Below are 24,691 nucleotides of genomic sequence, written 5' to 3'. Positions count from 1 at the left end.
GTGGGACTAGAACAAGATAGCTGGAATGGTGAAATGTACGGTATAAATGCCTTTGTAATGGGCTGTAGTAGCTGAAATGGTGAAATGTACGGTATAAATGCCGTTGAAATGTGCAGAAGTGGCTGGAATGGTGGAATGTACGGTATAAATGCCGTTGAAATGTGCTGAAGTGGCTGGAATGGTGGAATGTACGGTATAAATGCCGTTGAAATGGGCTGAAGTGGCTGGAATGGTGAAATGTACGGTATAAATGCCGTTGAAATGGGCTGAAGTAGCTGAAATGGTGAAATGTACGGTATAAATGCCGTTGAAATGTGCGGAAGTGGCTGGAATGGTGGAATGTACGGTATAAATGCCGTTGAAATGGGCTGAAGTGGCTGGAATGATTAAATGTACGGTATAAATGCCGTTGAAATGTGCTGAAGTGGCTGGAATGGTGGAATGTACGGTATAAATGCCGTTGAAATGGGCTGAAGTGGATGAAATGGTGAAATGTACGGTATAAATGCCTTTGAAATGGGCTGAAATCATCCAAAGTAGCAAAATGAGAAGCAAAAATGCCCTATAAATGAGCAACAGTCGCTGATGCAGTACAATTAGAATTAGGATAAGTAACTTTTTTAAAGATCAATATATACGGAGGTTCTACAGTGGAGCAAATTGCAATAATCTCAGACATTCATGGAAATATACCGGCCCTTACGGCCGTTTTAGATGACATCCAGCAGCGGGGAATCAGCAGAGTCTTTTGTTTAGGCGATATTGTTGGAAAAGGACCGAACTCAGATCTAGCCGTTGATATCATAAAAAAGAATTGTGAAATCAGTGTTATGGGGAACTGGGATGATTTAATGAATCAGGATGTTGATTTTGAGATGGCTCGGTGGTGCCGCGGGTTATTAGGTCAAGAACGTCTTGATTATTTAAGCACGTTGCCGTTTTCGATTGAGTTTATGATAAGTGGTAAATTTGTGCGATTATTTCATGCTTCGCCACGAAGCCTGTATGAACGTGTTCAACCTTGGGATGATTATGAAAAGCGATTATCTTTGTTTGATTATTCTGATCTCTGCCAGGAGAAACGACAAGCGGATATCGTAGGTTACGGGGATATTCATAATGCTTTTATTCAACATCTAGAAGGCAAGACTTTATTTAATGTAGGCAGTGTGGGGAATCCGCTTGATTTAACCCAGGCATCTTATGTGATTATGGAGGGAGAATACATGGGAGGGTCAGCAGCTCCTTTAAATATGCAATTTGTAAGAGTGCCTTATGACATCGAGTTAGCCGTTCAACAGGCCGTTGAGGCAGATATGCCAGCTGCTGAGCCTTATATTCGTGAGCTTAGAACCGCGCAGTACAGGGGAAGTGTCCGGGGATAATAAAGGAAAGGATAATAAAGGAAACAAAAAATCAAACTGCAACCTTAATCCAAGCCATCAAAAAGTAATGGAGGGAACAAATTGAAGCTTAGTCACGTATTTGAGCAATTCCCTACTTTGGAATCCGAGCAATTATTACTGAAAAAGATTGAAGTCAGCAACCTTAATGAGGTATTTGGGATATATAGCAATGATCAAGTGTTTGAGTACTGTGGGATTATTCCAAAACATAATAAAGATACAGTTAAGAATATGATCGGGCATTTCGAACGTGATTTTACCAAAGGGGTAAGAGTGAAATGGGGGATTTTCCTCAAAAATAACCCTTACATACTGCTAGGTATCATCGAAGTTATGGATTTTAATCAAAAGGTGGATATGGTGACGATCGGTTACTTTTTGGCGGAACTTTACTGGGGAAAAGGGATTGCAGCTCAGGCCATTCAGTTAGTGGTGAAATATTTATTTGAGACTGCAGAAGTCAATCGAATTCAAGCTGAGGTTATGCCCTTTAATGAACGATCGAAGCGGGTGCTTTTGAAAAATGGTTTTACGAAAGAAGGCACATTAAGGCAGGCGCATGTATGGTCAGGTAAAGGGCTGGTGGATCTGGAGATCTACAGCATTTTGGCAGAGGAATATTTTGCAAGCATCGGTAAGCCAAGAGTAAGCAATAGGATGTAATCCTAGTGAAAGAAGGGGAAAACATGGGCACTATCGTAGTTATTGGCGGGGGAGAGTTAATCGAGCTTGAAACGCTGGAAATTGATCGTGAAGTTGTGCAGCTAACTCAAAAGGTTAAGCCGAAGGCGTTATTTATTCCAACAGCCAGTAGTGATGCGCCAGGGTATTGTGATACTTTTAGCAAAGTATATGGCGATATTCTCGGATGTGAAACAAGTCACTTATTGCTTGTGAGCCAAACCTACACTCAGGATGAGATTACAGATTTAATTACAGCTGCTGATTTGATTTATGTTGGTGGAGGCAATACCCGAAAGATGCTGGAGATTTGGAAAAATACAGGGGTAGATACGCTTTTGAAAGAAGCTTATTCCTCTGGAACCGTATTGGCCGGGCTTAGCGCAGGTTCCATCTGTTGGTTTGAATATGGGCATAGTGACTCTGAAGCGTTCGACGACCAGGGGGAATGGCAGTATATCAAGCTTGCAGCCATGGGGATTCTGCCGGGAATCGCGGTGGATAACAATTGTGCAATCATCTATAAAGATAATGAATATAAAGTGATGTCGACCAGAGAAGTAGCTAAAGCCTACCGTGTGATTGACTCCGAGCAAGGTGTTGTCGTAACGGAAATAGAAGAACATCCAAGCTACAGACCTCTTTATGAACTGTATGGCGCGTTATGATTATTTTTGAAAAGCAAGAGATCAGACTGAGAACACTTGAGTTAAACGATGCCGCATTACTTGTGAAATGGCTCTCAGATCCCGTTGTACTGGAGTTCTATGAAGGCCGTGATCGCCCGCATGATTTGGAGCTGGTGAGGGAGCATTTTTACGACGAGCAAGCAGAAGTCACGCGGTGTATAGTGCAATACAAGGAGCGGGATATAGGTTATCTTCAGTTCTATCTTATAGATGATGAAGAATTAGAAGTGTACGGCTACGTGGGATTCAAAGGTCAAATCTTTGGGATGGACCAGTTCATTGGCGAGCCTGATTTATGGAATCAAGGAATTGGTTCACGGCTCATTAAAGAAACGGTTAAGTATCTTATCGAAATAAAACAAGCGGACAAAATCGTCATGGACCCGCAAGCCTGGAATAAGAGAGCCCTTAGAGTATATGAGAAGATTGGCTTTGTGAAGAAGAAATACCTTGAACAGCACGAGCAACATGAAGGAGAGCTAAGAGATTGTTGGTTGATTGAATACACGAAGCAGGCGAGACAATAAATATCTTTTTAACAATCGGATAAGGAAGGTGCACTTATTAAACTACTGTTTGTCTGCAGCCAGAATCGCTGGCGGAGTCTAACTGCGGAGAAGATCTTTCAAGGAATTGATGGTCATGAAGTGAGATCTGCAGGGACTGAAGATCATGCCAGAATCAAAATTTCTGAAGGGCATTTGGGTTGGGCGGATGTGATTTTTGTGATGGAGAAGAAACATGTTCGAAGAATTCAAGATAAATTTAGAGGTTGTGTAATTGGCAAAAAAATAATTTGCCTGAACATAGCTGATGACTATAAGTATATGGATGAAGATTTGATCGGCCTTCTGGAATCCAGTGTATCCGAATATTTTCTGGAATGGAGCAACAAAAATGAGAATTAGAACAGAAACTGTGGCAGACTATAATGGAGTATTTCAAGTGAATGTTAAGGCTTTTGGTGATCGGGAAGATGAAGCGCGGTTGGTCGAAAACATTAGAAATTCGCAGGGGTTTATCCCGGAGCTCTCGATTGTAGCGGAAAAGGATAATGAGATTGTAGGACATCTACTGTTAAGTAAGGCTGTAGTTCAAGATGGGGAGAAGTTATCTGATGTGATTGCGTTAGCCCCATTAGCTGTTCTGCCGAACGTTCAGAAGCAAGGAATCGGCAAGGCGCTGATCCAAGAAGGGTTAGAAAGATGTAGAACGCTTGGATATGAGCTTGTCTTTTTGATCGGGCATCCCGAATATTACCCGAGATTCGGATTTCAACCCGCAGGGCTACATGGGCTGGAGTTGAAGCAATTTGAGGTACCGGAGAATGTCTTTATGGTCTGTGAGCTGAAGGAAGGCGTACTGCAGAGGATTAAGGGAGAGTTGAAATACCCGGAAACCTTTTTTTGAATTACTTATAATATTATTTTGTGAATCATGTTTGGCTGTGAACCAGTCGACATGATTTTTTTATAGGTAATTGACAAACATATAGAAGGTAACTATACTAAAGATAGTTAATTTGTAACTGAAATAGTTACAGCATGATTAGGAGGAATTTATAATGACGACTAAAACAATACTTCAACCAGACACTCAGATCGGTCTGGTGCAGATTAGAGTAAGTAATTTGGAGCGTTCGCTCACCTTTTATCAGAATGTTGTGGGATTAAGCGTTTTACGGCAGACTGGCCGCAAAGTTGAAATGACCGCTGACGGTCAGAATGTGTTATTGATTTTGCGGGAGATTGAAAATGCGCGGGTGATCCGTCCTAATTCTGTGGCTGGGTTGTATCATTTTGCTATCCTTGTTCCAGATCGTCCTAGCCTTGGATTGGTTGTGCGTAATTTGATCTCTTCGGGGATTGAGGTGGGGCAGGGCGATCATCTGGTCAGTGAAGCACTGTATATTCAGGATCCAGATAATAATGGGATTGAAATTTATCGAGATCGACCTAAGAGTGAATGGAAATATGATGCGGAAGGGCATGTAATGATGTCCACTGATCCAGTGGATGTAGATGGACTACTGGCTGCTTCTGAAGGTTTATCATGGAACGGGCTGCCAGCAGGAACAGTGATTGGGCATGTACACTTTCATGTGGGGAATTTAAATAAGGCGAAAGCCTTCTACGTCGATTTGCTTGGTTTTGAACTAACAGCCAATTATGGAAGTGCTGCTATGTTTATCTCTGCTGGTGGTTATCATCACCATATCGGGCTGAATGTTTGGGCCGGACAGGGTGCACCTGCGGCTCCAGCTGATACTGTAGGGATTGATTATTTCACATTAATTCTTGCGAATGAAGAGGAACGTAACGCTGTGGTGGAGCGAGTTCGGCAGGCTGGTTACGCAGTTACAGAAGAGAATGGAAATCCTACATTCCAAGATCCATGGAACATTGGAATCAGACTTGTTTTAGAAAGATAAATCTATATCCATTTTCGTCCATTTATTTTATAATATTGGAAATAGGTGGGCGGAAGGGTGAAGTTTGTTGGAAGCATTCAAAATGGCGTATATAATTCTCTGTCATAAAAATCCGGAGCAGATCAATATGCTAATCGATAGTTTAACTAACGAGTCCGTAGAGTTTTTCCTGCATGTCGATCAGAAAAGTAATATTGAGGCTGATATTATTCATCGTAACGATATTCATTTTGTGGAAAAGCCTATTGATGTACAGTGGGGGCATTACAGTCAAATTGAATGTATTTTGAAGTGCTTTTCGCTGATCAAAGAACATGGGGATTTCAATTATATTCACATCTTAAGCGGTCAGGATCTGCCTCTAGCTTCAAATGAAGTGATTCTAGATTTCTTTAAGATGAATGAGGGTAAGGAATTTGTGAAGTATTTGCAGCTGCCTAATGCAGCGGAAACTTGGGGATGTTACGAGCGGGTCTCAGTTTATTATCCTAGGTTCCTCATCTCAAGGACCCGGCGTATGACAGCGATCAGAATGAGGTACATTAAACTAATTATGAGCGTTCCGTTTCTGCAAAGAAAATTAGGTGCTTTGCCGAAAGGTTTATATAAAGGCTCGAACTGGATGTCAATTACAGGTGAATGTATGGAATACATCTTGGATTTTACAAAAAGCTCTCCGGAATACGTCAGATTTTTTAGGAACACTTTATGTGGAGATGAAATCTTTTTCCATACGATAATTTTGAATAGCGTTTATAAGATGCATGTACTGAATGAAATTAAGCGGTATACAGATTGGGAAACAGGACCGGATTATCCTAGAACACTAACGATAGAAGACTATGATCGGATCACTCAACGGGGCACGGAATGCTTTTGGGGGAGAAAATTTGATCTCGATATCGATAGAACCATCGTTCAGGAGCTTCTTGATATAAATACTAAAGCGAAAACATCGTAAACTCAGGAGGACAATCATATGAAAATCGCAGTTGTTGGAGCAAGTGGAAAAGCTGGAAGTCGAATTACGCAGGAAGCGTTGGATAGAGGTCATGAAGTTACAGCGATTGTACGGGATGCATCTAAAGTAACAAATAGGAAAGCGAATGTCATCGAAAAGGATGTATTTGCGCTTACCACTGAAGATTTGCAGGGGTTCGACGTGGTTGTGAATGCTTTTGGTGCGCCGTTTGGACAAGAACATCTGCATGTGGATGCCGGGAATGTGCTTATTGAAGCTTTGAAGGCTTCGCCCGATACAAGATTGATTGTAGTTGGCGGTGCAGGAAGTCTATATGTAGATGAAGCCAAAACGCTTAAAGTAGCGGATACGAATGACTTTCCTGACTTCATTAAGCCAACAGCGACGAATCAAGCTAAGAATTTGGAGATACTACAAGGAACAGATTCACTCTCTTGGACCTTTGTTAGTCCATCTGCTAATTTTGCCATTGGCACAAGAACGGGCTCTTATGTAAAAGGTAAGGATAATCTTCTGGTGAACTCCAAAGGCGAGAGTTATGTCAGCTACGAAGACTATGCCGTTGCTATTGTTGATGAAATCGAACAGCCGCAGCATATTCGTGAACGGTTTACGGTAGGTTCAGAGTCTTAAGTGATAATTAAGAATAGCGATCATATATGAAAAAAGAAGACAGAGCCGGATTTCAGGCTCTGTCTTCTTTTGTACAATTACAGCTTTCCTTTTCCTTCTGCTAGTTCAGCAATACGTCTGTTTGCATCTCCGCGGTAGCGTCCGCCGTGATAACAAATGACCGTATCGATCTCATACTCAGAGAACTTGGTCAGAGAGGACAAAGCCAGCTCCATGTCAGGTGTGGCGGAAGGAGTGGGACCCTGTAGCTCGCCATTCTGAACGGTCAAGGCATCGGCAGCAATAAGTGTACGGCTATTATGATGGTAAAGACTGAGATGCCCTGGGCTATGGCCTGGGGTATGGATCACCGTAATTCCACCGGCAAAAGGTAACTTTTCTCCATCCACAAGTGTTTGATCCACTTTTCCTTTAGGAGGATGGGCTAATACAGAGAGGAAGGCACGCCGCCACTCCTCAGGTACATGAGCTGGGATCATAGCCGCTGCCACCGCTAATGCTTCGGGAGTGTGCTTAAGGAGCATTCGCTCTCCTTGAATATAGGGCTGCTCAATTTCATGAGCCAGAACAGTAAGCTCTAGATCTTCTTCAGCCAATAGGGCAGGGAGGCAACCAATATGGTCTAAATCCTGATGCGTGATAATAAGGGTGCGGAGCTTCTGCCAAGGCACATCCGCTTCTTTTAGAGCCTCTTTGAAATTAGAGAGTAGACCCGGGAATCCGGTATCGACGAGTACGGCGGCATGTCCATCCCAGAGTAGCGTGGGGTAAATCGTGTCTTTTCCACCCATAACCTGCGCTGTAATCTCGAGCATTTCTATTCCTTGAGCAATGTACATAATATCCCTCCGTGATTGATAATAAGAGCGACGCCGTGAGGCTAATGCATATATTACTCAAAACTAGAAACGAACACAATAGGTAAATATTTTATTATAACACAAATAAATATTTATGTCAATATATATCTGATGGAATTTTTGTGGAATTTGTAGGGGGTTTTATTATTGAGAATCTTTTGCTAGATTTTGCCCTTGCCTAAAGCTTTGCGATATAATAATCAAATAAAAAAAAGGGAGTTGATGTGGTTTGGAGACATTTCTAGTTGTACTCGTCCTACTTGGGCTTATCGCAATATCCAACATCATAAACCGATTCATTCCCTTCGTGCCGATACCCTTAATACAAATTGGCTTGGGTGTAGTGGTCGTACTATTGCCTTTGGGAATACATATGTCACTGGAGCCAGAGTTGTTTTTCGTGTTATTTATTGCGCCGCTTTTGTTCAATGACGGAAAGCGAACACCAAGAAATGAGTTATGGAACCTGCGTGCTCCAATCTTAATGCTGGCACTAGGCTTGGTATTTGCTACAGTGCTTATCGCTGGATATTCCATTAACTGGATGATCCCCACCATTCCACTCGCAGCTGCTTTTGCGCTGGCAGCGATCTTATCGCCGACAGATGCTGTGGCGGTAAGCGCAATCGCTGGGAGAGTACATCTTCCCAAGAGTATTCATCGTATTCTAGAGGGTGAATCATTGATGAATGATGCCTCTGGTCTTGTTGCGTTTAACTTCGCTATTGCAGCAGCTGTTACAGGCATATTTTCTTTGCCGAAAGCCTCTATTAGCTTTGTGATTATTGCTCTAGGTGGACTAATTGTCGGAGCAATACTCGCGTTCCTCCTGATTCGGTTCAGCGTATTTATTCGCAGACTGGGGATGGAGGACATCACAGTGCATGTGCTGCTGCAAATCCTGACTCCTTTCATTGTGTATCTGATTAGTGAAGAAATAGGGGTATCCGGTATTTTAGCTGTGGTTGCAGCAGGCATAATTCATGCTGTCGAGAAGGACCGTGCAGTTTCGCCACAGTATAAGCTACAGCTGGTGTCCGCCAGCACATGGTCTGTGCTGCTCTACATCTTGAATGGCTTGGTCTTCCTTATTCTCGGGTTGTCGATTCCAGATGTTATTGAAGTGATCTACCGGGATACAGCTGTGGACAATCTTATGGTGATTGGTTATGTATTAGCGATAACGTTGCTGCTTTTTGTGCTGCGTTTTATATGGGTGTATGTGTTCTCCCTGGCTGGCGCCGGCCTGCAAAAAATGGAAAAGTCGTCTATTAAGTCTATGCTAATCCTGACAATTTCAGGAGTGCGAGGCGCGGTTACTTTAGCCGGTGCCTTCTCGATTCCTTTTGTGTTAGGGGATGGCTCACCTTTTCCTGAACGTGATCTAATTATCTTTATCGCTGCGGGTGTGATTCTGATGTCACTGCTGATCGCTAGTATCTTTTTACCAATTCTCGCAGGTAAAGAAGAGCCGGTTGCTGAACCGGGTGATACTGAGGTTGAGCAGGCGGCCAAATCTAAGGTTGTTGCCGCCGGGATAACCTTGCTTCAAAGTATGATGACAGAAGAGAGCAAGGAATCTGCATTGCCAGCTTTGAGTGAGTTTAAAGAAAAAGTTTATAGTCTTAACCGCGAAGATCAGGCGAATGACCCCGCATTGGAGAACTTCCGCCGACTTGGGGTTGAAGCAAGGATTGTGGGTCTGCATGCCGAACGCAAAGAGCTGAGCCAATTGCTGGCCAACAATGAGATTCCTGCCTCAGTGGCGCTGAAGATGGAAGAATTCTTGGATCATAGTGAAGTCTTTCTAGCCAGAAGTCTAAACTCTCAGATCAGAATCTCCATTACGGAGATTAGACGGCTGTTTGCGGGGATGTTCTCTGGCCAGAATGAAGGGGAAGCTAGTCAACTGATGCTGCAACAGGCTGAGTGTGCCAGAAAAGCTAAGATCTCTATGTCTCATGCAGCGATTGCTGCTATTAATGCAAGTAAGAATGAGAACAACCGTAAAGCAGCTGAGAAGGTCGCAGACAGTTACGAAAAGCTGATCTCACGCCTCCAGCAGGGACAAGGCTGGACTAAAGATGGTCTTGTTGATGATCAAAAGCTGGAATTGAAACTGAAAGCTATTCAGGAGCAACGGGATAAGGTCCAGCAAATGTACCAGGATGGAACCATTAACCGCAAGCTAGCCGGTAAATTACGCAAGTTCGTCGATCATTTGGAAACATCCATTTGGGAGGATTAGCTGTGTTGAACAAAGTAATGGGAGAAAGTTTGTTATTCACTGAAATTCGCGAAGAGCATCTGTCGGATGTACTCGATATTTATAACTATTACGTGCTGAACACTACGGTTTCTTTTCATACCGAGCCTTTAAGTTTGGAGGAAATGCGGCAATCAGTGATGAATGATGATCCGCGGTTTAAATCATACGTTATATTATCCTGGGACAATGTTATTCAGGGCTATGTTCTGATTGCTAGACATAAGAGTAAGCCGGCTTATGATAGCTCTGGGGAGATCAGTGTGTATTTGAAACCGGCTTGTGTGGGTAAAAGAATAGGACAGCATGCCTTACGCTTTATTGAAGAGAGAGCTGCCGAACTGGATTTCCATGTGTTAGTAGCTACCGTTTGCGCAGAGAATGAACGCAGTCGCCAGCTTTTCTCAAAGAATGGATATGAACAATGCGCCTACTTCAAGGAGATTGGCTGTAAATTTGGTCGAAGACTGGATATCGCCAGCTATCAGAAAATCTTAGGGGGAACTCAAATATGAAACTTGCGGAAGCATTAGTGAACCGAAGTGATCTTACTCGTAAAATCGCGCAGCTAAAGCAGCGGCTCGATCGGGTCGTTAAGGTGCAGGAAGGGGAAGAACCGGCAGAGCAGCCGGAGGCTCTTTTGCGTGAGCTGGAAATAGCTGTTAACGAGCAGACGATTTTGATTCGAGCAATTAATCGAACGAATTCATCTGTGGCCTTCAATGAGAAGTGGAGTATTGCCGATGCCCTAGCCGAACGGGATAAAATGCTTCAGCTGCGGAAGCTTTTTAGCGATTTGCTTGAGCAAGCATCGATCACTCAGGATCGGTACAGCCGCTCTGAGGTTCGTTTCCAGAGAACGGTGGATGTCGCCCAGATTCAGAAGCAGATTGATGAGCTGTCTAAGTCTTATCGGGAGTTGGATTTTAAAATTCAGGAGAAAAACTGGACGGTAGACTTACTTACACCGTAATAAGCTAAGCTTTATCACAGCAGAAGGTAACTGATCTTCATAAAGGCGAGCGCAACCCGCCAACAGGGAAAGTTGGACAAATTGACAGATGCCGGGCCAAATCTGACCAAATCATAACTTAGCCCCGTACTGTAACAACTGTAAAGAGTACCTATTAATGTAACTACCAAGCGCTGATTTATGTAAGAACGGTGAGGGCGGGGACGGGGATATTTTTGCTGTGGTTAGGCTTTTACATAACATGAAGTGGCTCTATTAGGATAGGTATATTCGTCATACATAATGTGAAATAATGTCGAATAAAGTTGAAAAAAGATGAATAAAATTTGCATTATCGTCCTGTTTTGCCTATCTTATCGCTCGTTATCTTGTATAATTTACGAATACGCACGAGGACTTCCTAAACCGCTGGTCTATTCGTATGTTGATTGTACAGGATGAGAGAGTGATTCATTGGCCGAGAAGGTTTAGTGGCCCTTGTCTCTTCAAACATTCTACTATTCCTTTCATGAAAGAGAGAAGTGACAAGTGACCATGAAATCAATTGCCTGGGTAACCGACAGTACATGTACAATCGATCCTGAGTTCGCCAAGAACAACCATGTGTATATTGTTCCTTTACGTCTGATTATTAACAACGAGTGTTATAAAGAAAATATAGATATTACGATCGATGAGTTCTATGAGAAAATGCGTCAGCATGATCAAGTAGGCAGCTCACAGCCGCCAATCGGTGAGTTTATCGAGTTATACGAACGGTTGAAGGAAGAATATGATGAGATTATCGCGGTGCATCTTTCGACAGGGCTTAGCGGAACATACAATGCTTCCATGCAAGGTGCTGAAATAGCAGAAGCTAATGTCATTGGAATTGATTCTAAGGTTGGCGCTTATCCGATTCGGGAAATGATCACGCGAGGTATTCATTGGCACAAGATGGGCTTTACTGCCCTAGAAATTAAAGAAAAGATAGAGAATATCATTCAAAATATGTCCTTCTACTTAATCCCTTCAAGCTTGTCCCAGCTTCACCGTAGTGGGCGTGTTTCTGGTACACAGGTAGTGCTTAGTCAATTATTGCGGATAAATTTGCTGCTGCGTTTTGACGAGGGTAAGGTCATTGTTGTGGAAAAAATCCGTACGATGAAGAAGACGAAGCAGGCGCTGTTAGATATCTTTAAACAGGATGCTGGACTTGTTAGCGATGTGTGCATCATGCATTCCAATAATTTAGAAATGGCGCTGAAGTTAGAAGAAGACATCAAAGAAATGGCGCCTGATTTACGTACGGAGATTATGACATACATTCCTGCCGTGGCTGTTCATGCGGGTGAAGGTACCGTAGGACTTTCTTGGATTAAAAATAACAGGATCAATAGTATTTATTCGGAGGTTGAACCTGTAGCAGTACTTGTGTAGATAGGACAGTAAACAAAGAAATCGCTTCTTGGAAGAGGGTTGGATGATCCTCATTATACCAAGAGACGATTTCTTTTTTTTTGAATCTATGAGATGACGTTGTAAGAAGGTTAGGCTTTGCTTGCACGCCGGCGGAACATTTGTCCGATAACTTCACTCAGTACCAGTCCAGCCGCAATTGCGCCAGAGAGCATTAATGCCCGAACAGCGATTTCTACAGCCAGATTATAGTTCTCTTCCACAAATCTGCGCATAGCATCGTAAGCAAGGCCACCCGGAACAAGTGGGATAATACCGCCTACACTAAAAATAATAACCGGCATTTTGAAGGATCGGGCAAACAACTGGCTGACGATGCCCACAACTACAGTAGCTGCAAACGTAGCAACAACAGGCCCACACTCTACATCAAGGATCACATACACCATCCAGCCTACCATTCCAGCAAAACCACACTGCAGTAGAGCGCGCTTAGGCGCATTAAATAAAATACAGAAGGTTGCCGCGGCGATAAAACTGGTTATAAGTTGCAAAATCATGAAGGGCTAACCTCTTTCACATGGAGAATTAAAATAGTGATAGTACAAGCCCAATGCCTGTACCGATCGCAAAAGCAGTTAGAAAGGCATCGGCTCCTTTGGATATGCCTGAGACCAGATGACCGGCCATCAGATCACGAACGGCATTTGTAATGAGTAGACCGGGTACTAGAGGCATCACGGAGCCGATGATGATTTTGTCCATTTCTTGACCTATACCCAGCTTTACAGAATAGAAGGCTAGAAGTCCGATCAGGAAGGAAGCAGAGAACTCTGCAAAAAATCTAGTCTGCACAAGACGATGCAGGTAGATAACCGCAGCATAACCTAACCCGGAAATCGGCAATGCGGGGAGAGCATCCCACAAGCTGCCTTTAAACATAACGGTGAAGCAAGCGCCGGTAAGTGCCGCAGCTATGATTTGCAGCCATACCGGATACGCATGTGCGGCATCATCGACCTCTCCTAATCGTGTCCGAGCTTCCTCGGCTGTAATCTGACGCTCGTTCAGACGCCGCGAGATATCATTAACCTCCGAGACTTTCTGCAGATCTGTGGTTCGCTCGGCAATCCGATATAACTTAACGGGTTCCGTTCTATTTGTGGTGAACATAATAACGGTTGGCGTCACATAACTGTGTGCCCCTGGAAAACCGAGAGAAGCAGCCATACGTGTCATTGTATCTTCTACTCTGTAGGTTTCTGCACCGTTTTGCAGCATGATCTTGCCAGCAAGAAGACAGAGATCAACGATTTCATAATAGGTAGTGTTAGTGTTGCTCGTGCTTTCCAACTTCTCCGGTCCTCCCCTGGAATGTTACATATCTATGTGTATATACTTATGATTGTCGCTTCATTGTGTGAAAATAACAACCTCAATATAGCATTATAAACGATATGGGATATATTTTAATATAGTTTAAGAAATAAAATGTATAAAGATGCACTGTTTATTTATAGTGCCCGCCAATTTTTCCGGATCTGTCCTTAAGTTGTCCGGCATCTGTGAACGATGCGGCGCGTCCAATGATCGATTCTCCGTATTTATTCTTCAGCGCATCAGTGGCCCGTTCGAGCTCGCGGTAGCGGGGGCGCGACTCAAATAAGGTTAGCTGATATTGGCTTTCGTCAGACAGATTGGACAGGCTTAGATGAATTCGGCGCACAGGCTGACCTTCCCAATGCTGTTTGAAAAGAGCGAGGGCGGCCTCGTATACCAGCTGGGTTGCATTCGTAGGATCGCTCATCGTAGTCTGCCTCGAGAAGCCGCTGGGGTCATCAAAGCTGGCGCCTTGGCAGCCAACAGACACGACTGCACCATGCACCTTTAGTTTGCGGCTGCGCCTGCACACCAGCTCTGAGAGCTCCAGAATGATGGTCTTGATCTCTTGCAGTGTATAGTAATCCCGTGGCAGTGTCATTTGGTGCCCGACGCTCTTGGGTGCTACTTCATAGGTAGCGGGACTTACAGGGCTATCGTCGATGCCATTGGCAATTCGCCAATACAGCTCGGCATCGATATCGCATTTTTTATGGAATTTCTCCCGCATGCGCCATTTCAGCTCGCTTAGCGGCATCTGTGCCAAATGGCCTATCGTTGTGAGGCCCATGCTTTGGAAGTGCGCGGACATGCGGCGGCCTACCATAAACAACTCACTAATGGGCAGCGGCCAAAGTACATCTGGAAGCTCTTCCTGAGTGAGAGTAAATAGACCTTCCGGGTTCTTCTTGGCCCACAGGTCGCAAGCCATTTTGGCGGTAACCTTGGAATAACCTATACCGATACGTGCGCGCACACCTGTATTTCTGCGGATTAAGTCCTGAATGGTCGCAGCGATCTGTCTTGGGCTTCCGAATAAGCTGAGGCTGCCGGTGATATCAATAAACTGCTCATCGATGGAATAAGGTTCTACGAGGTCACTGAATTTGCGTAGAATGTCCGTGATTTGGGAGGAAACATCGATATATTGCTGCATATGCGGTCTGACGACGATTACTTCGGGGCATTTCGCGAGTGCTTCCTTCAAGGTCTCGGCGGTAGTAATGCCAAAAGATTTGGCTAACGGACAAGCGGCAAGCACAATCCCGCTTCGTCTAGCTGGATCTCCGGCGACAATAAGCGGTTTGTTGCTGTATTGCGGATTAGAGGCCTTCTCCACGGAGGCGTAAAAGCTCTGACAATCGGATAACAAAATAACACGCTCTTTATTCATAGATTCACACTCTCCAGGTGAGGTAGAGATACGGTAGATGATTTTCTTATTATTATAATACGAACATATGATCGTGTATATTCATATTTTTTTCCATTTCTCTTCAGTCTCCAAGGTGCAGAGACCTGTGGCCACACCCCCAGCGATAATCGTGAGGATGGAGTGGAAGAAGGTTTCTTTAGAAATTAGGAGTCCTCCCGCGCCGATAATTATGAAATCCGTCAAAAAAATGATGAGTCCAAGATTAAGTGGGAGATACCTTTTGATATATTGAGCCAGCAGATCCGTTCCGCCTGTACTGGCTTTGAACCGCAGCATAAGCCCAAGACCCGTTCCCATTAAAAAACCGCCAATAATGGCGCTGGAAATGGAGCCGAACTCAAAATAATACAGAAAGTGGTACTGCAAAGGACCGAGAAGCTCAATGAGAAACGATGAGGTCAATAAGCCTAATATACTGTTGAAAAAGATATCGCGTTCCTTCAGCCAGGCTAACAGGAATATCGGAAAGCTGCAGAGAAGGACAGCTATACCGATTTTGGCATCGGATAAATAATTGATGATGAGGGCTATTCCTATTATTCCCCCATCTAGGATTTTATATGGGACTAGAAAAAAATTAGTTGCTGCTGCAATAAGCAAACTTCCGATCAGGATGATCGCGTATCTTAATAATGACTGCATATTTAACATCTCCACATTAAAGGCATGTCTTATAAATATGCTTGTCACTTCCAAAAAATTGCAGTGAAGCAAAAAAACTGATTTCGGGCCTAATCATGCGGACCCAGCAGACCCTATTAGGCAGATATAAGGCATTTTTTCGAGCTAACGGACCCAGTTGCAGCTATTCCCTCAAATATGGTCCGATTGCGGGCAAATTATGGGCAATAAGAGCTATACAGTCCGAAACTGCCGCAAAATGGGCCGAAAATCACAAATAGGTGCAATACGGTCCGATACGATCAAGATCGAGCAAAGGTAGCTGATTTCGAGACGTAGACAGCTAGGTTATGCAACAGGTAACAAATTCTGCGCACGGAGTAGCTAGGTTAAGCCATAGGTAACTAATTCCGCACGGAGTAGATAGGTTGAGCCCTAGACAGCTAGTTTAAGCACTGGGCAGCACGTTTAGGAGCAAATTTGGCAGGCGGCGTTCTTTTCAGCAACTGTTCGGACTCAGTTGCTCTTATTTCCATGATTCCGCTCATTTTGTCACACTATCGGACTCGGTTGCAGCTATTCGCTCAAATGCGCTCCTTCTCTGCGCAAATCAAGGGCAATAAGAACTATACAGTCCGAAACTGCCGCAAAATGGGCCGAAAATCACAAATAGGTGCAATAGGGTCCGATACGATCAAGATCGAGCAAAAGGTAGCTGATTTCGAGACGTAGACAGCTAGGTTATGCAACAGGTAACAAATTCTGCGCACGGAGTAGCTAGGTTAAGCCATAGGTAGCTAATTCCGCACGGTGTAGATAGGTTGAGCTATAGGTAGATAATTCCGCACAGTGTAGCTAGGTTGAGCTCCAGACAGCTAGTTTAAACAATGGGTAGCACGTTTAGGATCAAATGCGGCAGGCAGTGTTCTTTTTAGCAACTGTTCGGACTCAGTTGCGCTTATTTCCATGATTTCGCTCGTTTTGTCACACTATCGGAATCAGTTGCAGCTATTCCTACAAATGTGGTCCAAATGCGGGCAAATTATGGGCAATAAGAGCTATACAGTCCGAAACTGCCGCAAAATAGGCGGAAAATCAAAAATAGGTGCAATCCGGTCCGCAACGGGGAATGCTATGAATGATTAAGCAGACGCGTCTCCGGGGGATACAGAGAGTAGTGTGGTGGCTATACGGTGAGTTACTTGCTGATAAGCTTTGGAGGGTCGAGCCGCATAATCAGCGTTGATCTATGGTAAGTATGAGTGCGCCGCGCCTAGGAAGGTAAACTGGTAAAATTATTGCAAGAAGCAAGAAGCAAGAAGCAAGAAGCAAGAAGCAAGAAGCAAGGAGCAAGGAGCAAGGAGCAAGGAGCAAGAAGTAAGAACAGCAGAAGGATTTAGGACGGATCACGGGTACACAATAAATGTGCCAATCGGAGTACTGCTCCATCACAATAGTTACTTAAGTTTCTCCGAGCTAGAGGAGCATCTTGCATCCAATTAAGCCATAGCTAATCACGTAAGCCAGCAGCACAGAAGAAAGCCAGCCTCCCACAAGAAAGCTACAGCATCGCATTAACAACGAAAACAGCACGCCTCCATTATGAGACGTGCTGTTTTTGCTGTTATCGGGAATACCGCTTGCGGAAGCGAAGCGGAGAGATTCCGATCTGCTGAGTAAAGCGACGAGAGAAGTAGGCGGTGCTCTCGAAACCGATACGTTCTGCGATCGCAGCTATAGGCATCTCTGTCTTAAGCAGAAGCAGCTTGGCCTGTTCCAAACGGTAATCCGTTAAATACTCCATCGGAGTCAGTCCATATACGCGTTTCATGCAGCGGGCAAGGTAGTTATAATGAAAATGCAGCGCATCCGCCAGAGAGGCATTGGAGAGAGGCTCCGCATAATGATTGCGGATATAAGTCTCTGTCTTCTCGGCAATCTCTACCGCATGACTTTCTGAAGTATCATGCTGCGCTAGATCCATCATCCGCAGCATTTCTTCAAAAATCCTTTGCTGCTCCCAAACTGCACTGGAACGTCTTCCAGTGGACAGCTGTAAAAGCTTCTCAGCTTGTCCACTCCGTTTAAAGGGATCAGGAAGGGGACCAAACTGCGGGATGCGAATGGTATATGGATGAGTAAGAAACTGCCGGAAATGTGTCTCTCGGTTGATATACACAGGCTCGCCTTCAGAGCTTGACCAATCTGCGAGGGTATGAAAATGAATCCAAATAAACGAAGTCAGCTCCTCGCAAGACTTAACGGAATAATGATAGCGGTCAGGCAGCAGAAGCAGCGTATGCCCAGCCGCAACCTCCCATTGATTATGCTCTTCACCGATAAATAGGCAACCTTGCTCTACAATAATCAGATCAAATAAGCCGATATGGCTTCTATTTGGATGCTGCTCTCCGGGTTGATAAACAGTGTGATTGCATTCCAGAAAATATGGAAAAGGCGGCGCTGCGAAATGTACATAGGAAGGACTCACTGTGTTCTACCTCTCTTTTTATCGTAGTCCGAGCTCAAATTGTCCTTGGAAATAGGAGTGTGAAATAGTACAAAAAAGGGGTTGCTTCTGATTATAGTTTTTATCTATTGTACGCTCTATAATTGTAATTAGCGAGTATAAAATAAGGCTAAGGGGAAGATGATGATGAATAAAACGATCCAGGATCAGCAAGTTGTAAAAGATCAATCCGTTAGCATTAAAGATGATTTCTGGGGAAGTTATATAAAGCTGGTACAGGATGTTGTAATCCCGTATCAATATGAGGCATTGCACGACAAAGCAGCGGGAGCTGAGCCCAGTCATGCCATTGCTAACTTTGAGATTGCTGCGGGCCGGAAGAGCGGCGAATTTTACGGCTGGGTTTTTCAAGACAGTGATGTAGCCAAGTGGCTGGAGGCCGTAGGTTATTCCTTAAGCATCAAACGTGATCCCGAGCTGGAGCGTCAAGCGGATGAAGTGATTGACCTCGTTGGAGAAGCGCAGCAGGAAGACGGGTACTTAAATACTTATTTTACGATAAAAGAACCCGGCAAACGCTGGACTAATCTGAACGATTGCCACGAGCTGTACTGTGCTGGGCATTTCATTGAAGCCGCCGTTTCTTACTATGAAGCTACAGGCAAAAGAAAACTGCTCGACATCATGTGCCGAATGGTTGATCATATCGATTCTGTGTTTGGTCCGGAAGAAGGAAAAATGCGGGGATTTGATGGTCATCAGGAGATTGAGCTTGCGCTCGTTAAGTTGTATCGGCTCACAGGTGAGGAGCGGTATTTGAAGCTCAGCAGCTTTTTTATTAATGAGCGAGGTCAACAGCCGAATTTCTTAAAGCAACAATGGGATAATCTGGGGAGTATCAATTTTTTCACAGGTCAGAAGGAGAATTTAGATTTAAAATATTACCAAAGTCATCTTCCGGTAAGAGAACAGGAAGTGGCTGTAGGACACGCTGTGCGTGCGGTTTATATGTATACTGCTATGGCTGATCTAGCCGCACTTACGGGAGATGATACCCTTCGCGAAGCATGCGAGAGACTGTGGAATAACATCACTACTAAGCAAATGTACATTACTGGCGGGATCGGATCTACGCATCGGGGTGAGGCTTTCACCTTCGATTATGATCTGCCTAACGATTCGGTGTACGCAGAGACTTGTGCATCTATTGGGTTGATCTTTTTTGCACAACGGATGCTGAGAATATCGCCGGATGCACGTTATGCCGATGTCATGGAGCGGGCGCTTTATAACAATGTGTTGGGTTCGATGGCACAGGATGGTAAGCACTATTTTTATGTAAATCCACTGGAAGTATGGCCTAAGGCATGTAGCTGCAACCCAGATAAACATCATGTGAAGTCCGAGCGTCAAGGCTGGTTTGGCTGCGCTTGCTGTCCTCCGAATGTGGCGCGTCTGCTGACTTCGCTTAATCAATATATCTATACGATCCATGGTGATACGCTCTATACGAATTTGTATATTGGCAGTGAGCTGACAACAAAGCTGGGTGGAACAGATGTTGCAATTCAGCAAGAGAGTAACTATCCATGGGAAGGTACAGTCTCGTTGAAGATTAATCCTGCAGCGGAAGCAGAGTTTGGGATTGCCTTGCGGATTCCATCTTGGAGCCAAGGTATGGAGATCAGAGTCAACGGTGAAACAATGAATACTGCTGAGAACATCGAGCAGGGATACCTCGTTATCCGGAGACTGTGGAGAGCAGGAGATGTAATCGAAGTGCATGACCCTATGGAGGCACATCGTATCTACGCACATCCGAATTTGCGTGCAGATGCTCAAAAAGTAACGATTCAGCGTGGACCTCTTGTGTATTGCCTTGAAAGTATAGATAATGGTGAGCCTTTAAGCTCAATTTCTTTAAAAGAAGGCAGTGAACTTACTGCGGCTTTTGATGAGACATTGCTCGGCGGCGCTGTTGTTGTCGAGGCAGAGGGGCTGCGTGTAGATAAAGAGGGCTGGAGTGGTGGACTTTACAGTAGAGTAAAAGCACCAGTTCAAACTGTTAAGGTTAAGGCAGTTCCGTATTACTTATGGGGAAATCGTGGCAGTGGTGAAATGAAGGTATGGATTCCGGAAGCCAGCGTTTAAGTTATCGGTAGACATAGATCTCGGGAATGACTGTGTTTTATCAGTATTTTCCAAGGGGGACAGCTGTAATTTACAGTCTGTCCTTTTCTTTTTGCAAAAAGGAGAACACACGCGAAATGGCGAAATTAGAAGAAACATAGAAATATTCTTAAATCCTATAAAAGTGGAGGCGGGCTATATTTATAATCATGCTCCAGAGGGTTATACTTGTCCCTTTTGTTTGTTGGTTTCGGGCATTGAAAATGAACATGTGCGTTCTAAGCAACGGATATTATTTATAAAGATCATTACATAACGGCTTTTATTGCTTCTCATTGGTATCCGAATAATGAAGGGCATGTTCTAATCATCCCTAATCAGCATATCGAGAACATTTATACATTGGATGTTGAAATTTCAAACCGGATACATGAGCTGGAGATTGAAGTTGCTAGAGGACTTAAAGAAGTTTATAAATGTGATGGCGTTTCTTCTAGACAACATAATGAGCCGGATGGCAGCCAAGATGTATGGCATTATCATCTACATGTGTTTCCAAGATATCATGCGGATAATCTGTATGGCACTTATGGGAAGTTATCGGATGAGACAGCAAGAAAAAATTTCGCCCAATTATTAAGCGGATATTTGAGCAACAATAAGAACATTGGGGCTTATTAAGTTGAGAGGGGGAGAAGTATGAAGCCAAACTTTTTCGAAAAAGTTATAGAGTCAGAAGAAGAGTTAAGGTCTTTATTTGGGTACCCAAGCGAATTGGTTAACAACAAAACCATAACTTTTATAGATCATCATTGCCGTGATTATATCTCAAAATCCCCAATGCTTTTTATGGCTACAAGCGGTTCGTCCGGTGCTTGTGATGTCTCTCCGCGCGGGGACGCAGAAGGTTTTGTTCACGTGTTGGATGATAAACATTTAGTGATCCCTGAACGCCCTGGGAACAGACGGTTTGATTCTTTGCGGAATATACTTGAGAACCCAAAAGTCGGTTTGATATTCATCATTCCCGGACTTGAAGAAACATTAAGAATAAATGGGCACGCGAGTATAGTTAAGGATGAAGAAATATTGAAACCTATGGAAGCGCATGGTAAAGTCCCGGTCATTGGAATAGGCGTGGAAGTTGAAGAATGTTATATGCATTGTGCAAAAGCCTTTAAGCGGTCACATTTGTGGGATGACGATTATTGGCTTGCGAAAGAAGTATTGCCTAATCCATCAAAAATACTGGCGCAGCATGCCCGCAAACTTGGAGTTACTCCAGAGGATATCTCGAAATCACTAAAAGAAAGCTATGAAAAACGGCTATATTAACATTTTTGACTTAGAAATGGAATGGGATTTGCCCTTCATTGTATGCTATATTTGATCTGGATAAGGCAACTGATCATTTTACAGATAATATTGGAGGCATCACAATGAGTAAACGTTATCGAATGACAAGAGCAATGCAGAATGATGGAGATTCAGCACCAACCCTATCTTTAGAAGAGTGTAAGCAATATTTCGCATCCAAACCTGATTTCACCTATACATCAGTTTTTACAGTAACAGGTGCCACTACCATGTCCATTGAGGGAGATTTCTTTATGTGGAGCTATGGTGATACAACAATCCCATTTAGACATTATCAGGGCGATATTTATGTTTCTGGCGCCAATGAAGCCGTGATTCCTAGAATGCTTGAGGTTGCGAGTGATTTAAGAGCGGATATTGTGGAAGGGTAAAAAAAAGATGCCCCCTGAATCCTTCAGGGGGCATCTAATGTTAATTTTAGATCCGCTCAACCGTTCGTTTGAACGATTGAGCGGATTTTTTATATTAACCCAGTTCTACAACTACTTGGTGTACAGCGCCGTCTCCAACAGGAGTGATGATGTTACCTTCTACAGCTGCGCCATCCAAGGTAAGACTAGCTACACCTTTGGATACATGGTTCGGGTTCTTGATTTGAATCACATAAGTATCTCCACGGAAGACACGGGTGATTTCAAAGCTGTCCCACTCTGTAGGAATACAAGGATCGATCTTCAGACCATTGAAGTCCGCTTGAATACCAAGGATAGATTGTGTAATCGCTACATAGTTCCAAGCAGCAGTACCAGTTAACCAGGAGTTTTTAGCTTCCCCGTGGCGAACGGCATCTTTACCTGCGATCATTTGCGAGTATACATAAGGTTCAGTACGGTGAATTTCGCTGATGTCCTCCAAGTAAGCAGGAGCAATTTTAGCGTAAATTTCAAACGCTCTGTCACCATGTCCAAGTACTGTTTCAGCGATCATGATCCAAGGGTTATTGTGGCAGAAAATACCAGCATTTTCTTTGTAGCCCGGAGGGTACGTAGAAATTTCACCCAGGTTCAGATAGTACTTGGAATATGGTGGCTGTTGCAATACGATACCGTATTTAGTATCCAAATGCTCTTGCACGGAAGTCAGAGCTTTTTCAGCTTGACCATCTTCCACACCGATACCGGCCATAACACAGATACCTTGTGGTTCGATGAAGATTTTACCTTCTTCGTTTTCTTTGGAACCGATCTTGTCGCCATAGTGGTCATAAGCGCGCAGGAACCAGTCACCATCGAAACCGTGAGTCAGTGTGATTTCACGCATGTTGTCAATCTTAGCTTCTGCATCCGTAGCTACATCATTAAGTCCGCGCATCCGGCAGATTTCTGCATAGTCCGGTCCAACGAAGACGAACAGACCCGCGATAAATACGGATTCCGCTACGCGGCCTTCGATGTTGGCAGTAGTTTGGAAAGATTCGCCCGGCTCTGTAGAGAAGCAGTTCAGGTTCAAGCAGTCATTCCAGTCTGCACGGCCGATCAGCGGCAAGCCGTGAGGTCCGAGATTGTTAGTTACATGCTCGAAGGAGCGTTTCAAGTGCTCAAACAGAGTAGCTGTGTTATCCGGATTGCTGTCAAAAGGAACCTGCTCATCAAGAATCGATGTGTCGCCAGTTTCTTTGATGTAAGCAGCTGTGCCAAGGATCAACCAAAGCGGGTCATCATTAAAGCCGGTACCGACTTCATTGTTACCTTTTTTGGTGAGCGGCTGGTATTGGTGATAGGCACTGCCGTCTTCAAATTGTGTAGCGGCGATATCGAGAATACGTTCTTTAGCACGTTCAGGAATTTGGTGTACAAATCCGAGCAAGTCTTGGTTTGAGTCGCGGAAGCCCATACCACGGCCAATACCGGATTCAAAGTAAGAAGCGGAGCGGGACATGTTGAAGGTAACCATACATTGATATGGATTCCAGATGTTAACCATACGGTTCAACTTGTCGTCGCCACTTTGGATTTGATATTTGGACAACAGGTTATCCCAGTGTGCAGCCAGTGCAGCCAAAGCGGCGTCCACTTGAGCGTCTGTAGCAAATTGCTCGATCATAGCCTCTGCTGGTTTTTTGTTGATTACGTTCAGAGATTCCCATTTGTCTTCTTCTGGGTTTTCAATGTAACCAAGGACAAAGATGAAGCTTTGCTCTTCGCCTGGCTCCAGAGTAATGTTCAGGGCGTGCGATCCGATAGGGGACCAGCCGCTCGCTACGGAGTTAGTTGGTTCACCTGCAGCAACAGCTTGCGGGCTTTCCAGACCATTGTACATCCCTACGAAAGCTTCGCGGTCAGTATCAAAGCCGGCGATTTCTTTGTTAACAGAGTAGAAAGCGTAGTGGTTTCTGCGCTCACGGTATTCTGTTTTGTGATAGATAACAGAACCCTTCACTTCAACCTCACCAGTGCTGAGATTGCGTTGGAAGTTAGTCATATCATCTTGTGCATTCCAAAGACAGAATTCTGCAAAAGAGAATAGCTTAACGGATTTCTTCGCGGAACCCGTGTTTTTCACTACAAGACGATGTACCTCAGCATTATGACCCATAGGTACAAAAGCAAGCTGGTTTACAGAGATGCCGTTGCGTTCACCAGTAATGGAAGTGTAGCCAAGACCGTGACGGCATTCGTAGAAGTCCAGATCACGTTTTACTGGCATCCAGCCTGGAGTCCAGAAATCACCATCATCATAAAGATAGTAGTAACGGCCGCCAGCATCCATTGGGATATTGTTGTAACGGTAACGGGTCAATCTTCTGAGACGAGCGTCTCTATAGAAGGTATAGCCACCAGCAGTATTAGAAATAAGTCCGAAAAATTGTTCATTACCAAGGTAGTTAATCCAAGGGTAAGGTGTTTTTGGTGTGTTAATTACATACTCTTTACGAGTGTCGTCAAAGGTACCGAATTTCATGTGAGAAAGTCTCCTTTCGATTGTGAACGCGCGTTTATAAGTTTCAGGAAAAATTCCC

The 24,691-nt window shown here is 44.1% G+C and carries 26 protein-coding genes; 18 read left to right on the top strand and 8 right to left on the bottom strand.

Annotation, left to right across the window (positions count from 1 at the left end):
- Positions 1–6: 6 nt before the first annotated feature.
- Positions 7–555, bottom strand: coding sequence for a hypothetical protein (locus MHH49_RS29255; protein ID WP_341138713.1), 549 nt, complete (start codon positions 553–555; stop codon positions 7–9).
- A gap of 95 nt (positions 556–650) precedes the next feature.
- On the opposite strand from MHH49_RS29255, the gene MHH49_RS29250 reads away from it, so the two are divergent.
- The 9 genes from MHH49_RS29250 to MHH49_RS29210 all read left to right on the top strand — a co-directional run bounded on the left by MHH49_RS29250 (position 651) and on the right by MHH49_RS29210 (position 6,822).
- Positions 651–1,385 (top strand): metallophosphoesterase family protein, encoded by a 735-nt coding sequence (locus tag MHH49_RS29250; protein WP_036685954.1) that lies wholly within the window; start codon positions 651–653, stop codon positions 1,383–1,385.
- A gap of 81 nt (positions 1,386–1,466) precedes the next feature.
- The gene (locus MHH49_RS29245; RefSeq protein WP_341031840.1) at positions 1,467–2,069 is read left to right on the top strand and encodes a GNAT family N-acetyltransferase; all 603 of its coding nucleotides are present in this window, start codon (positions 1,467–1,469) and stop codon (positions 2,067–2,069) included.
- 23 nt (positions 2,070–2,092) lie between these two features.
- Positions 2,093–2,755 carry a Type 1 glutamine amidotransferase-like domain-containing protein gene (locus MHH49_RS29240; protein ID WP_341138712.1) on the top strand — a complete coding sequence of 221 codons (663 nt, stop codon included), beginning with the start codon at positions 2,093–2,095 and terminating at the stop codon, positions 2,753–2,755.
- Positions 2,752–3,303, top strand: coding sequence for a GNAT family N-acetyltransferase (locus tag MHH49_RS29235; RefSeq protein WP_076100671.1), 552 nt, complete (start codon positions 2,752–2,754; stop codon positions 3,301–3,303). Before MHH49_RS29240 ends, MHH49_RS29235 begins: the two co-directional genes overlap by 4 nt.
- Before the next feature lie 36 nt (positions 3,304–3,339).
- Positions 3,340–3,684, top strand: coding sequence for a low molecular weight protein tyrosine phosphatase family protein (locus tag MHH49_RS29230; protein ID WP_076100670.1), 345 nt, complete (start codon positions 3,340–3,342; stop codon positions 3,682–3,684).
- Positions 3,674–4,186 (top strand): GNAT family N-acetyltransferase, encoded by a 513-nt coding sequence (locus MHH49_RS29225; protein WP_076100668.1) that lies wholly within the window; start codon positions 3,674–3,676, stop codon positions 4,184–4,186. Before MHH49_RS29230 ends, MHH49_RS29225 begins: the two co-directional genes overlap by 11 nt.
- Positions 4,187–4,340: 154 nt before the next feature.
- A complete protein-coding gene (locus MHH49_RS29220) occupies positions 4,341–5,207 on the top strand; it encodes a VOC family protein (protein WP_341138711.1) in 867 nt (288 codons plus the stop codon).
- An 82-nt stretch (positions 5,208–5,289) separates the two neighbouring features.
- Positions 5,290–6,168, top strand: a complete 879-nt coding sequence (locus MHH49_RS29215; protein WP_036686534.1) for a beta-1,6-N-acetylglucosaminyltransferase — start codon at positions 5,290–5,292, stop codon at positions 6,166–6,168.
- Positions 6,169–6,186: 18 nt separating this feature from the next.
- Positions 6,187–6,822 carry an NAD(P)-dependent oxidoreductase gene (locus MHH49_RS29210; protein WP_036685963.1) on the top strand — a complete coding sequence of 212 codons (636 nt, stop codon included), beginning with the start codon at positions 6,187–6,189 and terminating at the stop codon, positions 6,820–6,822.
- A 77-nt stretch (positions 6,823–6,899) separates the two neighbouring features.
- Here MHH49_RS29210 and MHH49_RS29205 read toward each other — a convergent pair whose 3' ends face one another.
- The gene (locus MHH49_RS29205; RefSeq protein ID WP_076272867.1) at positions 6,900–7,661 is read right to left on the bottom strand and encodes an MBL fold metallo-hydrolase; all 762 of its coding nucleotides are present in this window, start codon (positions 7,659–7,661) and stop codon (positions 6,900–6,902) included.
- 250 nt (positions 7,662–7,911) lie between these two features.
- On the opposite strand from MHH49_RS29205, the gene MHH49_RS29200 reads away from it, so the two are divergent.
- The 4 genes from MHH49_RS29200 (at position 7,912) to MHH49_RS29185 (ending at position 12,340) form a co-directional block, all read left to right on the top strand.
- Positions 7,912–9,930, top strand: coding sequence for a Na+/H+ antiporter (locus tag MHH49_RS29200; protein WP_036685967.1), 2,019 nt, complete (start codon positions 7,912–7,914; stop codon positions 9,928–9,930).
- Between the two features lie 2 nt (positions 9,931–9,932).
- On the top strand, positions 9,933–10,463 hold the full coding sequence (locus tag MHH49_RS29195; protein WP_341138710.1) for a GNAT family N-acetyltransferase: 531 nt from the start codon (positions 9,933–9,935) through the stop codon (positions 10,461–10,463).
- A complete protein-coding gene (locus MHH49_RS29190; RefSeq protein WP_038570144.1) occupies positions 10,460–10,921 on the top strand; it encodes a DIP1984 family protein in 462 nt (153 codons plus the stop codon). The genes MHH49_RS29195 and MHH49_RS29190 overlap by 4 nt, the downstream gene beginning before the upstream one ends.
- Before the next feature lie 534 nt (positions 10,922–11,455).
- Positions 11,456–12,340 (top strand): DegV family protein, encoded by an 885-nt coding sequence (locus MHH49_RS29185; RefSeq protein WP_341138813.1) that lies wholly within the window; start codon positions 11,456–11,458, stop codon positions 12,338–12,340.
- Positions 12,341–12,450: 110 nt separating this feature from the next.
- Here MHH49_RS29185 and MHH49_RS29180 read toward each other — a convergent pair whose 3' ends face one another.
- The 4 genes from MHH49_RS29180 to MHH49_RS29165 form a co-directional block, all read right to left on the bottom strand.
- Positions 12,451–12,879, bottom strand: a complete 429-nt coding sequence (locus MHH49_RS29180) for a threonine/serine exporter family protein (RefSeq protein WP_036685970.1) — start codon at positions 12,877–12,879, stop codon at positions 12,451–12,453.
- Positions 12,880–12,907: 28 nt separating this feature from the next.
- Positions 12,908–13,672: a threonine/serine exporter family protein gene (locus tag MHH49_RS29175; protein WP_051491428.1), complete on the bottom strand. Its 765-nt coding sequence runs from the start codon at positions 13,670–13,672 to the stop codon at positions 12,908–12,910.
- A 157-nt stretch (positions 13,673–13,829) separates the two neighbouring features.
- Positions 13,830–15,092, bottom strand: coding sequence for a DNA polymerase IV (locus tag MHH49_RS29170; RefSeq protein WP_036685972.1), 1,263 nt, complete (start codon positions 15,090–15,092; stop codon positions 13,830–13,832).
- Between the two features lie 81 nt (positions 15,093–15,173).
- The gene (locus MHH49_RS29165; protein WP_036685975.1) at positions 15,174–15,776 is read right to left on the bottom strand and encodes a YitT family protein; all 603 of its coding nucleotides are present in this window, start codon (positions 15,774–15,776) and stop codon (positions 15,174–15,176) included.
- Positions 15,777–16,235: 459 nt separating this feature from the next.
- Between MHH49_RS29165 and MHH49_RS29160 the strand changes: the two genes are divergently transcribed.
- Positions 16,236–16,487 (top strand): hypothetical protein, encoded by a 252-nt coding sequence (locus MHH49_RS29160; protein WP_340960348.1) that lies wholly within the window; start codon positions 16,236–16,238, stop codon positions 16,485–16,487.
- An 892-nt stretch (positions 16,488–17,379) separates the two neighbouring features.
- Here the strand turns inward: MHH49_RS29160 and MHH49_RS29155 are convergent.
- Positions 17,380–18,246 carry a helix-turn-helix transcriptional regulator gene (locus MHH49_RS29155; RefSeq protein ID WP_036685980.1) on the bottom strand — a complete coding sequence of 289 codons (867 nt, stop codon included), beginning with the start codon at positions 18,244–18,246 and terminating at the stop codon, positions 17,380–17,382.
- 162 nt (positions 18,247–18,408) lie between these two features.
- Here MHH49_RS29155 and MHH49_RS29150 point away from each other — a divergent pair, with 162 nt between their 5' ends.
- From MHH49_RS29150 to MHH49_RS29135, 4 genes are all read left to right on the top strand, one after another.
- Positions 18,409–20,376: a glycoside hydrolase family 127 protein gene (locus tag MHH49_RS29150; protein WP_235219537.1), complete on the top strand. Its 1,968-nt coding sequence runs from the start codon at positions 18,409–18,411 to the stop codon at positions 20,374–20,376.
- Positions 20,377–20,646: 270 nt separating this feature from the next.
- Positions 20,647–21,036: an HIT family protein gene (locus tag MHH49_RS29145; protein WP_305953612.1), complete on the top strand. Its 390-nt coding sequence runs from the start codon at positions 20,647–20,649 to the stop codon at positions 21,034–21,036.
- A gap of 18 nt (positions 21,037–21,054) precedes the next feature.
- Entirely contained in the window at positions 21,055–21,690 is a 636-nt protein-coding gene (locus MHH49_RS29140) for a pyridoxamine 5'-phosphate oxidase family protein (RefSeq protein ID WP_036685984.1), read from the top strand.
- Between the two features lie 104 nt (positions 21,691–21,794).
- Positions 21,795–22,103: a hypothetical protein gene (locus MHH49_RS29135; RefSeq protein ID WP_076104769.1), complete on the top strand. Its 309-nt coding sequence runs from the start codon at positions 21,795–21,797 to the stop codon at positions 22,101–22,103.
- 94 nt (positions 22,104–22,197) lie between these two features.
- On the opposite strand, the gene MHH49_RS29130 is transcribed toward MHH49_RS29135, so the two are convergent.
- On the bottom strand, positions 22,198–24,633 hold the full coding sequence (locus MHH49_RS29130; RefSeq protein ID WP_036685988.1) for a GH36-type glycosyl hydrolase domain-containing protein: 2,436 nt from the start codon (positions 24,631–24,633) through the stop codon (positions 22,198–22,200).
- Positions 24,634–24,691: the final 58 nt, after the last annotated feature.

The organism is Paenibacillus sp. FSL F4-0122 (genome assembly GCF_038002845.1).
Classification (GTDB): domain Bacteria; phylum Bacillota; class Bacilli; order Paenibacillales; family Paenibacillaceae; genus Paenibacillus_AQ; species Paenibacillus_AQ odorifer.
This window is presented reverse-complemented; position numbering and strand designations above follow the sequence as displayed.

Bases quoted from the DNA above. Each gene is read 5' to 3' on its own strand.
- MHH49_RS29225 (WP_076100668.1), top strand. From the start codon at position 3,674: ATGAGAATTAGAACAGAAACTGTGGCAGACTATAATGGAGTATTTCAA.
- MHH49_RS29210 (WP_036685963.1), top strand. From the start codon at position 6,187: ATGAAAATCGCAGTTGTTGGAGCAAGTGGAAAAGCTGGAAGTCGAATT.
- MHH49_RS29165 (WP_036685975.1), bottom strand. From the start codon at position 15,776: ATGCAGTCATTATTAAGATACGCGATCATCCTGATCGGAAGTTTGCTT.
- MHH49_RS29235 (WP_076100671.1), top strand. From the start codon at position 2,752: ATGATTATTTTTGAAAAGCAAGAGATCAGACTGAGAACACTTGAGTTA.
- MHH49_RS29190 (WP_038570144.1), top strand. From the start codon at position 10,460: ATGAAACTTGCGGAAGCATTAGTGAACCGAAGTGATCTTACTCGTAAA.
- MHH49_RS29140 (WP_036685984.1), top strand. From the start codon at position 21,055: ATGAAGCCAAACTTTTTCGAAAAAGTTATAGAGTCAGAAGAAGAGTTA.
- MHH49_RS29185 (WP_341138813.1), top strand. From the start codon at position 11,456: ATGAAATCAATTGCCTGGGTAACCGACAGTACATGTACAATCGATCCT.
- MHH49_RS29150 (WP_235219537.1), top strand. From the start codon at position 18,409: ATGATGAATAAAACGATCCAGGATCAGCAAGTTGTAAAAGATCAATCC.
- MHH49_RS29130 (WP_036685988.1), bottom strand. From the start codon at position 24,633: ATGAAATTCGGTACCTTTGACGACACTCGTAAAGAGTATGTAATTAAC.
- MHH49_RS29180 (WP_036685970.1), bottom strand. From the start codon at position 12,879: ATGATTTTGCAACTTATAACCAGTTTTATCGCCGCGGCAACCTTCTGT.
- MHH49_RS29135 (WP_076104769.1), top strand. From the start codon at position 21,795: ATGAGTAAACGTTATCGAATGACAAGAGCAATGCAGAATGATGGAGAT.
- MHH49_RS29170 (WP_036685972.1), bottom strand. From the start codon at position 15,092: ATGAATAAAGAGCGTGTTATTTTGTTATCCGATTGTCAGAGCTTTTAC.
- MHH49_RS29240 (WP_341138712.1), top strand. From the start codon at position 2,093: ATGGGCACTATCGTAGTTATTGGCGGGGGAGAGTTAATCGAGCTTGAA.
- MHH49_RS29205 (WP_076272867.1), bottom strand. From the start codon at position 7,661: ATGTACATTGCTCAAGGAATAGAAATGCTCGAGATTACAGCGCAGGTT.
- MHH49_RS29220 (WP_341138711.1), top strand. From the start codon at position 4,341: ATGACGACTAAAACAATACTTCAACCAGACACTCAGATCGGTCTGGTG.
- MHH49_RS29215 (WP_036686534.1), top strand. From the start codon at position 5,290: ATGGCGTATATAATTCTCTGTCATAAAAATCCGGAGCAGATCAATATG.